13 protein-coding genes are annotated in these 12960 nt (G+C 35.2%); 9 read left to right on the plus strand and 4 right to left on the minus strand.

Annotation, left to right across the window (positions count from 1 at the left end):
* Nucleotides 1–347: 347 nt before the first annotated feature.
* Nucleotides 348–2723 (plus strand): TonB-dependent receptor, encoded by a 2376-nt coding sequence (locus tag ABJD27_RS14410; RefSeq protein ID WP_348168566.1) that lies wholly within the window; start codon nt 348–350, stop codon nt 2721–2723.
* Nucleotides 2724–2786: 63 nt separating this feature from the next.
* Complete coding sequence (locus ABJD27_RS14415) at nt 2787–3224, plus strand: hypothetical protein (protein ID WP_348202057.1); 438 nt, start codon at nt 2787–2789, stop codon at nt 3222–3224.
* On the opposite strand, the gene ABJD27_RS14420 is transcribed toward ABJD27_RS14415, so the two are convergent.
* Nucleotides 3217–3636: a hypothetical protein gene (locus tag ABJD27_RS14420; protein ID WP_348168560.1), complete on the minus strand. Its 420-nt coding sequence runs from the start codon at nt 3634–3636 to the stop codon at nt 3217–3219. The genes ABJD27_RS14415 and ABJD27_RS14420 overlap by 8 nt on opposite strands.
* 216 nt (nt 3637–3852) lie before the next feature.
* Between ABJD27_RS14420 and greA the strand changes: the two genes are divergently transcribed.
* Both greA and ABJD27_RS14430 read left to right on the plus strand, forming a co-directional pair.
* Nucleotides 3853–4329, plus strand: coding sequence for a transcription elongation factor GreA (greA, locus tag ABJD27_RS14425; RefSeq protein ID WP_348168557.1), 477 nt, complete (start codon nt 3853–3855; stop codon nt 4327–4329).
* 3 nt (nt 4330–4332) lie between these two features.
* On the plus strand, nt 4333–4722 hold the full coding sequence (locus ABJD27_RS14430; RefSeq protein WP_348168554.1) for an HIT family protein: 390 nt from the start codon (nt 4333–4335) through the stop codon (nt 4720–4722).
* Here ABJD27_RS14430 and ABJD27_RS14435 read toward each other — a convergent pair.
* Both ABJD27_RS14435 and ABJD27_RS14440 read right to left on the minus strand, forming a co-directional pair.
* On the minus strand, nt 4717–5295 hold the full coding sequence (locus tag ABJD27_RS14435; protein WP_348168551.1) for an NUDIX domain-containing protein: 579 nt from the start codon (nt 5293–5295) through the stop codon (nt 4717–4719). The genes ABJD27_RS14430 and ABJD27_RS14435 overlap by 6 nt on opposite strands.
* Nucleotides 5295–6479 carry a HAMP domain-containing sensor histidine kinase gene (locus ABJD27_RS14440; protein ID WP_348202058.1) on the minus strand — a complete coding sequence of 395 codons (1185 nt, stop codon included), beginning with the start codon at nt 6477–6479 and terminating at the stop codon, nt 5295–5297. Before ABJD27_RS14440 ends, ABJD27_RS14435 begins: the two co-directional genes overlap by 1 nt.
* 215 nt (nt 6480–6694) lie before the next feature.
* Between ABJD27_RS14440 and ABJD27_RS14445 the strand changes: the two genes are divergently transcribed.
* The 4 genes from ABJD27_RS14445 (at nt 6695) to aat (ending at nt 10198) form a co-directional block, all read left to right on the plus strand.
* A complete protein-coding gene (locus ABJD27_RS14445) occupies nt 6695–7570 on the plus strand; it encodes a flavin reductase family protein (protein ID WP_348163536.1) in 876 nt (291 codons plus the stop codon).
* 40 nt (nt 7571–7610) lie between these two features.
* Nucleotides 7611–7994, plus strand: coding sequence for a DUF3127 domain-containing protein (locus ABJD27_RS14450; protein WP_348163533.1), 384 nt, complete (start codon nt 7611–7613; stop codon nt 7992–7994).
* 190 nt (nt 7995–8184) lie between these two features.
* The gene (locus ABJD27_RS14455; RefSeq protein ID WP_348163530.1) at nt 8185–9549 is read left to right on the plus strand and encodes a TIGR00366 family protein; all 1365 of its coding nucleotides are present in this window, start codon (nt 8185–8187) and stop codon (nt 9547–9549) included.
* A 1-nt stretch (nt 9550) separates the two neighbouring features.
* On the plus strand, nt 9551–10198 hold the full coding sequence (gene aat, locus ABJD27_RS14460) for a leucyl/phenylalanyl-tRNA--protein transferase (protein ID WP_348163527.1): 648 nt from the start codon (nt 9551–9553) through the stop codon (nt 10196–10198).
* A 57-nt stretch (nt 10199–10255) separates the two neighbouring features.
* On the opposite strand, the gene ABJD27_RS14465 is transcribed toward aat, so the two are convergent.
* Nucleotides 10256–10831, minus strand: a complete 576-nt coding sequence (locus ABJD27_RS14465; RefSeq protein ID WP_348163524.1) for a DNA-3-methyladenine glycosylase I — start codon at nt 10829–10831, stop codon at nt 10256–10258.
* Between the two features lie 153 nt (nt 10832–10984).
* On the opposite strand from ABJD27_RS14465, the gene ABJD27_RS14470 reads away from it, so the two are divergent.
* A partial coding sequence (locus ABJD27_RS14470; protein WP_348202059.1) for a hypothetical protein occupies nt 10985–12960 on the plus strand: 1976 nt, incomplete at its 3' end.

Below are 12960 nucleotides of genomic sequence, written 5' to 3' on the forward strand. Positions count from 1 at the left end.
TAGTATCTCAAAAAATATTTTTCTGATTTAGGTTGCATTTTATTCTTTTTACATGCTACTTTTGCATCATCTCAAAGGGGTGCTAGATTAATTTTATAATTATGACAGCTGAGATTATACCCATTGAACCTAGAACAGGTAATGCTGTTTAGGGACGGCCGAGTAAAAATGTTTAATAGACATTTTATGAGGAGCGAGCAGGCGCGCTGGCTTTTTATATACTTTGTGTCGGCGAGATGCTTCTATTGACAGAAGCCACTCTTCAAGTCCGTACGTTTGTATGGGGTATTTTCTATTTTAAAACCAGAATAATCACCCTTTTTATTCTTAACAAACCAACATTACGGATGAAAAAAATCCTATCTATTATTTTTGTACTATGTACAACAATCGCTTTCAGTCAAGTCTATAAGGTTTCTGGAACTGTAAGTAACGAAAACGAACCACTCCCTGGAGCAAGTGTCTATAAAAAAGGGACTTCAAGTGGAGTTCTGACGGATGCCCAAGGAAGGTATGCTATTGAATTAACAAGAGGTACTCACACGCTAGTTTTTAGTTATGGGCAAACTTCTAATGAGGTAGTGATTACTTTAAAAGGAGATACAGAAATAGATGTTCAAATAGATGAAAAACTAGAAGCATTAGATGAGGTTCTTGTACGCGCTGTACGTGTTGCAGCAGATTCACCCATCACACATTCTAATCTAGATAAAGAACAACTAGCAGAACGTAATTTAGGACAAGACATTGCTACTCAAATAAAATTCCTTCCCAATGTTGTGACTACCTCTGATGCAGGTGCAGGTATAGGATATACGGGTTTTAGAGTACGAGGAACAGGAAATCAAGGGATTAATGTAACTATAAACGGAATTCCTTATAATGATGCAGAGAGTGCTACCAGCTTTTTTGTAAACCTTCAAGACTTTACCTCATCTGTAGAAAGCCTACAATTACAACGTGGTGTAGGAACTTCTACCAACGGTCCAGGCGCTTTTGGAGCAAGCTTAAACATTTTGACAGATGCTGTTTCTGACGAAGCTTATGGAACTACATCTCACTCTTTTGGATCGTTTGGAACAAGACGTCATAACGTAAAGTTTAGCACTGGTCTTTTAAATGATCATATAGAAATTTCGGGACGCTTATCACAAATAAAATCTGACGGATATATAGATCGGGCTTCTTCAGATCTGAAGTCTTATTTCCTACAGGCTTCTTATAAAGATGAAAATACATTAATCAAAGCTATCAATTTTGCTGGATCAGAAGTCACCTACCAGTCTTGGTTTGGTGTAGATGCAGATACTGCAGAAAATAATCCAACATTTAATCCAGCGGGTCAATTTACAGATGAAGATGGAAACATCAGGTTTCATGAAAATCAAGTAGATGATTATAAACAAGATCACTATCAATTACACTGGAATCAAAAATACAATAACAATTGGAGTACAAATCTAAGTTTCAACTATACCTATGGACGTGGTTTTTTTGAAGAATATGAAGAAGATGATGACTTTAGTTTTTATGGCTTTACTCCTGTTACTATTGGTGGAGAAACCATTGAAACAACAGATCTTATACGCCGTCGCTGGTTAGATAATGATTTTTATGTAGTAAATGCCAATGTTAATTATAAAGATACGCAATGGAATTTTACATCAGGATTATACTGGAGTCAATATAATGGAGATCATTTTGGTGAAGTTATCTGGGCGCGTTTTGCTAGCGATTCTGAAATTGGAGACAACTATTATTTTGGCACAGGCGATAAAGGAGAGTTTTCTGCTTTTGCAAAAGCGACCTATAAAGTAAACAATCAGTGGAGTGTCTATGGAGATCTTCAAGGAAGGTTTATCAACTATGAAACAGATGGGATTAATTCTGATGTTGAAGAATTTATCGTAGATGAAACGTATAGTTTTTTCAACCCTAAAGCTGGGGTTACTTTTAAGCTTGATAGCAAAAATCAATTTTACGGAAGTTATGCCAGAGCAAATCGTGAGCCTAACCGCACTGATTTTGAAAATGGAGCACCAAGACCAGAACGTCTCAATGACTTTGAATTAGGATGGAGATATAATACGTCTAAAATAAAGCTAAATATAAATGGATATTACTTAGATTTTCGTGACCAATTAGTTGTCTCTGGTATAGACGATGTAGGAGCACCTATACGTACAAACAGTGGCCAGAGTTATAGAGCAGGTATAGAAATAGAAGCTGCTGTACAATTGACTTCAAAACTGAGTGTCTATCCAAATCTAGCACTAAGCACAAATAAGAATAAAGATTTCTTATTCCAAAGAGATGGTGTATTACAGAATCTTGGAGACACAAATATCTCGTTTTCTCCCGACGTAGTAGCAGGCAACACTATTCAATATGTTCCTGTAAAAGGACTTACCCTACAATTCTTATCAAAATTTGTTGGAGAGCAATACTTAGGAAATATAGACAGCCCTACTTCACTATTGGACAGTTACTTTGTAAACGATTTCAACGTAACCTACGAATTGGGTGAAATTGCATTTTTTAAAGGAATTACATTAAATTTATTGATAAATAATGTATTTGATGAACGATTTATTTCTAATGGATATTTCTTCACGTTTGATGATGATTTTAGCGTTCCTGGAGAAATTACTACTGTTGAGGGTGCAGGTTTTTATCCACAAGCTGGCACCAACTTTTTAATCGGAACTACCTTGAGGTTTTAAATCCAGAATACCTTTCATAAAAAAGCCTACTCACTTGAGTAGGCTTTTTTATATATTTAAATGATGAACTACAAAATAACTTTACTGATTTTCCTTCTTGTATCCTGTGTTGAAAAAGATATAGAACCTCTTAAAAATAATACATTTGCTACGGGTCACTTTGAGTTATATAAAGGGGATAGATTTCTTTGTTTTATTGAGCGTAATGACTCTATCCAGATGGAAATGACTTCAAAAGGATATACTGTAGTTTCAATTTCAAAAATCGTTTGGAAAAATAGGAATAACTATACCCTATCGAATATTGAATTTGCAAATGATAATACAAATGACTTAATAGTAAATATAAGAGATACAACTTATGACACTGCTTATCTTAATGTACGATACGCAAAGCCTTGGTATGAGTTTTATATAAGAAAAGAATATAGACTAATAAAAAGAGATTCTATACTCTCTCAAAGATTCTATGATCGACTAAAGAATTTAAAACTTAATTAGAAACTACAATGCCATTACCATTACGTTCTACTCTATAAGGTATCATAGCAAAATCTAATACCTCTCCAGAAGCTTGTCCTGTAAAAAGATTATAGGTATGAGCATCATCACATTGACATATTACTTCTATACCATTTATAACCATGGTAGAACACTCGTTAGGGCTATGGTTAGGATCTGATGCTTCCCAGGCTAGCAATCCGCTTCCGGTATTGATCACAAATGCGCCTCGCAAACCTGCATTAGGCACATATACAGGATTACTTGGGATGTCTAGATCTAGCACATCAATTCCACCAAGCTGAACACTGAAATTAATATCGATGATAAATGGATTACTATTACGGCGGTCGTCAGAAGAACAACCAGAAAGAATCATTAAAAGGATACTTAAAAGTAAGGTATTACGCATGTAAAAAATGTATATAATTATAAATGTTATTGAGTACGCTTTCGCGAAAGCGTACTTCTTAAAAGTTGCAATTTACTATAAAACGGCGTAGCCAGTAAAATATTTTGTATATTCGTAAGACAAATCCCGTGAAAATGGGATTTTTTTGTTCCCGCCTCGTCGGGAATTGTTATATAATAAAATGAAGCCGGTGTAAAGGCATTAAAAATATAGAATATGAGTAAAGTAAATTATTACACTGCCGAAGGATTACAAAAACTTAAAGATGAACTTAATCAATTACGAGATATAGAGCGCCCTAAAGCATCTCAAGCAATTGCCGAAGCTAGAGATAAAGGAGATTTAAGTGAAAATGCAGAATATGACGCAGCAAAAGAAGCGCAAGGGATGTTAGAAATGCGCATCTCAAAAATGGAAGAGCTTGCCTCTAATGCACGTATTATAGATGAGTCACAACTTGACACTAGCAAGGTACTTGTACACTCTACCGTTACTATTAAAAATCAAGTGAACGGGATGAAAATGAATTATAAGCTCGTTGCTCAAAATGAAGCCGATGTCAAAACTGGTAAAATCTCTGTAGATTCTCCTATAGGCAAAGGTCTTTTAGGAAAAAAAGTAGGTGATATTGCAGAAATACAAGTTCCTAAAGGGGTTATGAAATTTGACATTATAGAAATTAACAGAGATTAATAGATGGCAAGTATTTTTACAAAAATTATCAATCGAGAGATTCCTGGTCATATCATACATGAAGATGATCGTCATATTGCAATATTGGATATAAACCCTAATACAAAAGGACATACATTATGTATTCCTAAGGAAGAAGTCAATCGTATTTTTGACCTTTCTGAAGAAGCGTACTTAGACTTAATGGCTTTTTCTAGAAAAACAGCTATTGCTTTGGAAAAAGCAGTTCCTTGCAAACGTATAGGAGTGAGTGTGATTGGTCTTGAAGTGCCACACGTTCATGTGCATTTAATTCCGCTTCAATCGATGGAGGATGCTCGTTTTGTAAATAAAACATCGCTGTCTTCAGATGATTTTAAAGTGCTTATCGAAGAAATCAAAGCACATTTATAAAATTCCTTGTAGTTTTAAATGTTGTAATAAGATGACTGTTTTTGCATCTTTAATTTCTCCTGTTTTTATCATAGCATACGCTTTCGCGAAAGCGTACTCATGCACTTTAATATCCTCATTCTCATCAGCAACTCCACCACCTTCGCTTACTTTGTCTTTTGCCGTATAACTCGCAATAAACAAATGGACAATCTCTGTTACAGAACCAGGAGACATGTATAAATCCATTACTTTTTCTACAGCAGAAATATGATATCCGGTTTCTTCTTCTATTTCTTTTTTTATGGCTGTTTCTGGATCATTATCATCTAGTAATCCTGCACATACCTCAATGAGCATTCCGCTAGGATTCCCATTAAAATAGGTAGGCATACGCAATTGCTCTGTGAGCACGACACTTCCATGCTCTTTGTTATATAAAATAACGGCCGCACCATTACCCCTGTCATATACTTCGCGTACTTGAGGGTCCCATTTTCCTTTAGAATCTTGATAATCAAAAGTGACTTTATGAAGGATCGCCCAGTTATCAGAAAGCAATGTTTTTTTGATATTTTTTATATACTTAGGCATTAGATAAGTTTTAATGAGATTTGCATGGTTGTTCCCTTATCTATTTCACTTTTAAGAACACTGACGCGTCCATCATGATATTCTTCTATGATACGTTTTGCTAGTGATAATCCTAATCCCCATCCGCGTTTTTTTGTTGTAAATCCAGGTTCAAAAATGCTATGGAATTTACTTTTAGGGATTCCTTTTCCTGTATCAGATATGAGCACTTTTGCATAACTTGTATCACGCGTAATTACTATAGAGAGGTCTCCTCGACCTTTCATCGCGTCTATTGCATTTTTAAACATATTTTCTATGGTCCAGCCATACAATTGCTTGTTAAGCATTACTGGAAGTTCTCCACCTGGAAGGTCTATAGAAAAATTAATGAGTTTGGAACTGCGATTTTCTAAGTAATCAAAAGCTGATTTTGTTTCCATAATAATATCAACTTCCTTGAGATCAGGTACAGATCCTATTTTACTAAAACGGTCTGTAATCGTTTCTAATCGGTCAATATCCTTGGTCATTTCTTTGATATAATCTGGATTGACATCTTCGGTTTTTAAAATCTCGGTCCACCCAACTAGGGATGACAATGGTGTCCCAATTTGATGTGCTGTTTCTTTTGCCATACCTGCCCATAATAAGTTCTGAGCAGATGACTTAGACGTCAAATAATAAAAATAAATAAGTGCTATAAATAAAACGACAATCACCAATAGTGCAATCGGAAAATATTTAAGCTGCCCTATAATAGAAGAATTGCCATAATAAATGGTATTTAACTTTACGCCATCCCAAACAATATCTAGCGGCTGGTTTGTAAGTGCAAACTCACTAGCCATAGCTGCTAGTTCTTCTTGTGTTAATGCATCACTATTAGGGATATTTACTGGGTTATAGGTTTCTTCTTCCGGGTTATAAGTAAGGATCGGGATCGTATTATTTTCAGAAAGGATTAATAGATACAGATTACTCAAGGATTCCTCTAGTTGACGTGCATTTTTATTTTTCGGGATAATCTCTGCGGTTTCTGCAATGGCTCTTTGTGCTGCCGCATATACTTCCATCTTACTGCGTTCTGAGTCTTTGATCTGATCAAAAAACAATAGTATATTCCAAACAATAAGTGTGGTAATAACTAGAGAAGATATTATAATAAACCACCTCGCATATTGAGGTTTAGGGCTAAAATTCATGGTTGTGTTATTTTGACCCAAATTACTTTATACTATTCAGGTGTATTAAATATAGAATTAAAGTCTGAAAAACACCTCTTGAAAAGTAAAAACTTCTATTCTACACAGACTAACGAGATAATAATATCTCTAGTATATATGATCTCTCTAGAAATGATTCATCAAAGTTTACTTTTCCTTTTTGTCTTTTCCTACCTTTGACAAAACGTTTTTTTATGCAAACGATAGATCCAAAAGAAATTCCTATTCCAAAACTATTTGGACATTTAACTGGAGCTGTAGGACCTCGTCCTATTGCTTTTGCAAGTACTGTAAATGCTCAAGGGGAAATAAACCTTGCACCTTTTAGTTTTTTTAATGTTTTTGGAGCAAATCCTCCTATTCTCGTATTTTCTCCATCGAGAAGTGGGCGTGATAATAGTACAAAAAACACTTTAGATAACGTATTAGAGGTACCAGAAACTACGATAAACATTGTAGATTATGCGATGGTACAGCAAATGAGTCTAGCGAGTACTGCCTATGCAAAAGGAGTGAATGAGTTTACAAAATCTGGTCTTACAGAACTCGCTTCTGAGGTAGTACAACCTCCTCGTGTAGCAGAATCTCCTGTGCAGTTTGAATGTAATGTGATAGAAGTAAAGCCGCTAGGTACTCAAGGAGGGGCTGGTAATCTTGTGATTTGCGAAATTCTTAAAATTCACATAAAAGAAGCGGTTTTAGATACTAATGGAGCTATAGATCCGTTAAAAATAGACCAAGTTGCTCGTATGGGTGGTAATTGGTATAGTCGTGCAAATCAAGGATTATTTGAAGTTCCTAAGCCTGTAGCACGTCTTGGAATAGGGGTAGATCAAATTCCTGAATCTATACGATTAAGTACCATTCTCACAGGAAACGATCTTGGGATGCTAGGTAATGTAGAGCAACTTCCTACGACAGAAGAAGTACAAGAATTTGTTGCAAATCATATAGAAATAAAAGAAGCGATACAATCTGGAGACTTAAAAAGTCTACATAAAAGAGCGCAAGAATATCTCGTTAAACAAAATGTGAATAACGCGTGGAAAGTTCTTCTTGCAAAGCTTTAATTTTTAGCTACATTTACACTCTATAATTTTTTATTTGAAGATGGAAGTACAAGGTAAAATCAAGATGGTCGGAGAGACACAAACTTTCGGCAATAATGGATTCAGAAAACGTGAAATCGTAGTCACAACTGATGAGCAATATCCACAACATATTATGGTGGAATTTGTGCAAGACAAAACAGATCTACTTAATAATTATCAAGTAGGACAAAATGTAAAAATAAGTATCAATTTAAGAGGTCGCGAATGGGTTAATCCTCAAGGAGAGACAAAGTACTTTAATAGTATCCAAGGATGGCGTATAGAGAACTTACAAGCTGCAGCACCACAAGGTGCTCCAGAAATGCCTCCAATGCCTCCTGCAGATGCTTTTGAACCTGCTAGCAATCTTAATACAGAAGATCATGATGATTTACCTTTTTAGGTAATCATCTTGGAACCCCTAAAAGTTCCATTTTGTCCGTAGTTATCCCCTTAGCTACGGACTTTTTTATGTACTTATTTTAAGTATTCTCAAATCTAGAAGACCTATCATGGAGGCCTCTTACATAAAAGCTTTTTAGTATCTTTCTCTTTTCAGAATATAATATCATCTGTAAAACAAGAAGTCATTTATGTCTATCACAAAAACTATAGAAACACTTTTTCAAAAGTACATTCCTTCTCCTTTTGTAATTGCCATTTTATTGACAATACTCACCATGGTACTTGCCCTTGTACTTCTATATACAGAAAATCCATCTGAGACATCTCATCACATTACTATTTTAAAATTCTGGGAAGAAGGTATTTGGAATAATAACCTCTTAGTATTTGCCTATCAAATGATGCTCATTCTTGTATTGGGACATGTGCTTGTATTAAGCAAACCTATGAGTTGGGTAATAGACCAAATAACCTTTTATGCAAAAGACACCATAAGCGCTGTATTATTAATCAGTATTACAACGATGCTTGTTGCTTTTTTTAACTGGGGATTAGGTCTCATTTTTGGAGCCATCATGGCCCGTAAAGTAGGAGAAGCATCCTTGCGAAGAGGATTTAAAATAAATTATCCACTTGTAGGAGCATCAGGCTATATAGGGCTTATGATTTGGCATGGCGGCATGAGCGGATCTGCCCCTTTAAAAGTAGCCGAAGAGGGGCATATTACAACCATGATGGAAGGCATTGTTTCTCCAGAGACTTTAGCTACTATTCCGGAAATTATTACAAGTCAGCAAACTATCTTTAGTTGGTGGAATCTCCTCATTTTCGGAATACTACTCATTGTCATACCATTCACTTTTTATTTGCTTGCGCGAAATGGCAAGACAACAGAATTACCAGATTTTACCACTACAAAAGAAGTGACTGAAACTCAAGAAAAGAATGATAAACTAGACCACTCCAAATTACTCGCCATAGGATTTGGTTTTATACTTCTTTCTACCTTTTTTATACAATACTACGGAAAATCATTATCCCCAAATATGCTTAATTTCTTAATGTTAGGATTAGGAGTTATCTTACATGGCAATTTTAAAAACTTCCTAAAAGCTATAGAAAAAGCAATAGGTGGCACTAGCGGTATTTTAATTCAATTTCCATTATATTTTGGGATTATGGGCATTATGAAAGGTACAGGAATGGTCACCATGATTAGTGATGCATTTATTGCTGTAGCTACAGAGACAACACTTCCTATATTCACATTTTTTAGCGCAGGCCTTGTCAATATTTTTGTGCCTAGCGGTGGTGGACAATGGGCTATACAAGGTCCTATCGTGATAGAAAGCGCACTGTCATTAGGCGTACCATTACCCAAAGCCATTATGGCACTTGCCTATGGGGATCAAGTCACTAATATGCTACAACCCTTCTGGGCATTACCATTACTAGGCATTACAAAATTAAAAGCTAAAGAAATCTTACCCTACACGCTTATCCTTATGGTTGTAGGAAGTGCCGTCTATATTTTAGGATTATTAGTATTATAATATGCATATTCTCACAGAAGATATCGCCTTTCCACATCCATCTCAAGCAGAAGAAGATGGATTGCTTGCCATAGGCGGTGATTTACAACATGAGCGACTTTTACTTGCATATCATTCTGGTATTTTTCCTTGGTTTAATGAAGGACAGATGGCATTATGGTGGAGTCCTGACCCACGTATGGTGGTCCAACCAGAACAAGTACGCACTTCAAAATCTATGCGCAAAGTTTTTCGTGAAGGGCAATTTAAAGTAACCTACAATCAGAATTTTCTCGAAGTTATTCTCGCTTGTAAACGCATCCCTAGAGAAGGGCAAAACGACACTTGGATTACAAATGCTATGGTCGCTGCATATCTTAAATTACATGAAATGGGGCATTGTATTTCTGTAGAAGTTTGGCAAGATGATCAACTTGTAGGCGGTTTATACGGTATCGATTTAAAAGACAAAGGCATTTTTTGCGGAGAGAGCATGTTTTCTAAAGTTAGTAATGCAAGTAAAGTTGGGTTTATTACGCTTTCGCGAAAGCTAAAACAAGAAAATTACCGTCTCATCGATTGCCAAATGTATACCGATCATCTCGCTAGTCTTGGTGCCAAAGAGATCCCTAGAGAAACGTTCTTGAAATACCTCTCTCCTATCCTTTAAATCACTTCCCCAAAACGAAGAAGAAACGTTAGTAGATCCCTCTTCCTCTGCGAGAGGTTAGGTGAGGGATTGCACTTCTCCATATCGATAACACCCAACAGCATGGTCATTTACCATTCCTATAGCTTGCATAAATGCATAAATCACGGTAGATCCTACAAATTTAAACCCTCGTTTCTTAAGGTCTTTACTTATCTGATCACTCAAAGGTGTATTTGCAGGGCAATCTTTATAATGCTTCCAACTATTCTGGATAGGTGTGTCATTTACATACGCCCATAAATACTTAGAAAAACTTCCAAATTCTTTTTGGATTTCCATATACAATTTGGCATTCGTCACAGTACCACGCACTTTGAGTTTATTACGAATGATCCCTGCATCTTGCAACAAACTTTGGATTTTATCTTCATCATACTGTGCGATACGCTTGTAATCAAAATGATCAAAAGCTACTCTAAAGTTCTCCCGCTTACGCAAAATAGTAATCCAACTCAATCCCGCTTGAAAGGTTTCAAGTACTAGAAATTCAAATAATAAACCTTCATCTCTTAATGGAGTTCCCCATTCGTTATCGTGGTAGGATTCATAAAGATCATCTCCTACACACCAACCGCATTTCTGTTTTGTCATCAGTAATCGTTTATCGGAATTATCCTATAAAGATATATCCTTCATTACTTTTAAAAAAGTAAACTAACACAAACCATCAAAGCAATAAATAAGTCTTTTTAAAGCAACCTTTTAGGAAGATTTAAGTCTTGTTTATACAACAACCAATCATCAATGAAAAAAATTACACTCCTGCTATTTATATTCATATATGGAGCTGTACAAGCTCAAATCATCAACTTTCCAGATGCAAATTTAAAGGACGCATTGGTCAATCATTCTCCAACTATTGACACAAATAACAATGGAGAAATTGAAGTAAGTGAAGCTACAAATTACAACATTTATTATTTAACGTTACAATCCAAAGGGATCACTGACATTACAGGCTTAGAGAATTTTACAGAGGTAGAAGAATTTAGACTGAGTCATAATGATATTTCTTCTATTGATATAAGTGTCCTTTTTTGGGCTAAGAACATACGTTTAACAGGTAATGATTTAACAGAACTTAATACGTCATCAAATATCGCATTAGAAGAACTAAGTATAAGTAATAATTTCATCTCAAATTTAGATCTTTCTAATAATGAAAATCTATTCTCTTTATTTGCTATAAGTACTAACTTATCGACACTAGATGTATCTAATAACCTCTTGCTTGAAGAACTCTTTCTTTGGTCAACAAACATAAGCACATTAGATCTATCATCAAATAACCTTAAAAGAATAAACATAGCGGGTACTCCGTTCACGACATTTGACGATTTTAGTTCGCAAACAGAATTAGAATATATCAGTATAAGTTCTACAGAGATCTCAACACTTGACACTAGTATTTTTCCTAATTTAAAAACCTTAAATATACAGACTACTGATATATTAGACATAGACCTCTCTCAGAATACGGCACTAGAATCATTAGATCTTGGATATTCAAATATGACTTCTATTGATATTAGCAATAATATAAATTTAAGAGCACTTAGAGTTTATTTAGGATTAACATCCTTAGACATATCTCAAAATACCGAATTACGATCGCTCCGTATAATAAACAATTCTGGAATAACATCTTTAGACCTTAGTACTAATACTAATCTTTGTTATGTCGCTATTGTTAATACTTCTATAGAGTATATAAATGTAAAAAATGGCGCTAATACAAATTTTGATCCCGATACAACGTGTTCTATTAGTAGCAATGGAAGTGGTTTAGGAGGTATAAAATTTAGTGCTGTGAGTAGTAATGACAATCTAGCATTTATATGTGTAGATGATATAGATTATGCGCTTACAAATTTTGAAGTTTCAGACACAGTTACACTACTAGATATATGTTCTGGGAATATAGGTGAGACAAATGAGTTCACAGGCATTATCTCATACGATGAAAACAATAATGGATGTGACCCTGATGATCAACCTATCTCTGCTATAGTACAAAGCACAGATGGAGTGTCTAATTTTGCAACTACATCAATTATTACAGGTGACTTTAGCATGCAGGTTTTTGAGGGAACATACGATACCCAAGTAGTAGGGTTACCTAATTATTTTACGACAGATCCTATAGTACACCAAAATACATTTACTGGATTTAATCAAACGGAGAATGTAAATTTCTGTATAACATCTACCGAGACTGTAAACGATCTTTCAGTTACATTAATTCCTGTATCTCAAGCGAGACCTGGATTTGCAGCCACTTATCAAATAGTATATACTAATATAGGAACAACGACTTTATCTGGGACTGTTGATCTTAGTTTTGATGATGCACTTGTTGGATTTGAAACGTCAGAACCAAGTCCTACAAATACAGCAGGAAATACACTTTCTTGGGATTTTGTAGACCTTCAACCTTTAACAAGTAGGACTATTGATCTTGTCATGCTTGTTGAGCAACCACCAGTAGTACAAGGTGATGATATTTTACAATATACAGCATCTATCTCTCCAAATAATGATGATCAAACACCTAATGACAATACATTCGAATTAAATCAAGTTGTTGTCAACTCCTTTGATCCAAATGACAAAAGATGTCTTGAAGGAGATGAAGTACTTATTGAAAATGCAGATGAATATTTACATTATCTGATTCGTTTTCAAAATACAGGGACAGCCTCTGCTATAAATATTAGAGT

Source organism: Dokdonia sp. (assembly GCF_039945015.1).
GTDB lineage: Bacteria > Bacteroidota > Bacteroidia > Flavobacteriales > Flavobacteriaceae > Dokdonia.

What these genes read in the sequence shown, in the direction of transcription:
- greA (WP_348168557.1), top strand. Translation starts at nt 3,853, where the DNA reads ATGAGTAAAGTAAATTATTACACTGCCGAAGGATTACAAAAACTTAAA.
- ABJD27_RS14445 (WP_348163536.1), top strand. Translation starts at nt 6,695, where the DNA reads ATGCAAACGATAGATCCAAAAGAAATTCCTATTCCAAAACTATTTGGA.
- ABJD27_RS14465 (WP_348163524.1), bottom strand. Translation starts at nt 10,831, where the DNA reads ATGACAAAACAGAAATGCGGTTGGTGTGTAGGAGATGATCTTTATGAA.
- ABJD27_RS14415 (WP_348202057.1), top strand. Translation starts at nt 2,787, where the DNA reads ATGAACTACAAAATAACTTTACTGATTTTCCTTCTTGTATCCTGTGTT.
- ABJD27_RS14440 (WP_348202058.1), bottom strand. Translation starts at nt 6,479, where the DNA reads ATGAATTTTAGCCCTAAACCTCAATATGCGAGGTGGTTTATTATAATA.
- ABJD27_RS14435 (WP_348168551.1), bottom strand. Translation starts at nt 5,295, where the DNA reads ATGCCTAAGTATATAAAAAATATCAAAAAAACATTGCTTTCTGATAAC.
- ABJD27_RS14420 (WP_348168560.1), bottom strand. Translation starts at nt 3,636, where the DNA reads ATGCGTAATACCTTACTTTTAAGTATCCTTTTAATGATTCTTTCTGGT.
- ABJD27_RS14455 (WP_348163530.1), top strand. Translation starts at nt 8,185, where the DNA reads ATGTCTATCACAAAAACTATAGAAACACTTTTTCAAAAGTACATTCCT.
- ABJD27_RS14410 (WP_348168566.1), top strand. Translation starts at nt 348, where the DNA reads ATGAAAAAAATCCTATCTATTATTTTTGTACTATGTACAACAATCGCT.
- aat (WP_348163527.1), top strand. Translation starts at nt 9,551, where the DNA reads ATGCATATTCTCACAGAAGATATCGCCTTTCCACATCCATCTCAAGCA.
- ABJD27_RS14430 (WP_348168554.1), top strand. Translation starts at nt 4,333, where the DNA reads ATGGCAAGTATTTTTACAAAAATTATCAATCGAGAGATTCCTGGTCAT.
- ABJD27_RS14450 (WP_348163533.1), top strand. Translation starts at nt 7,611, where the DNA reads ATGGAAGTACAAGGTAAAATCAAGATGGTCGGAGAGACACAAACTTTC.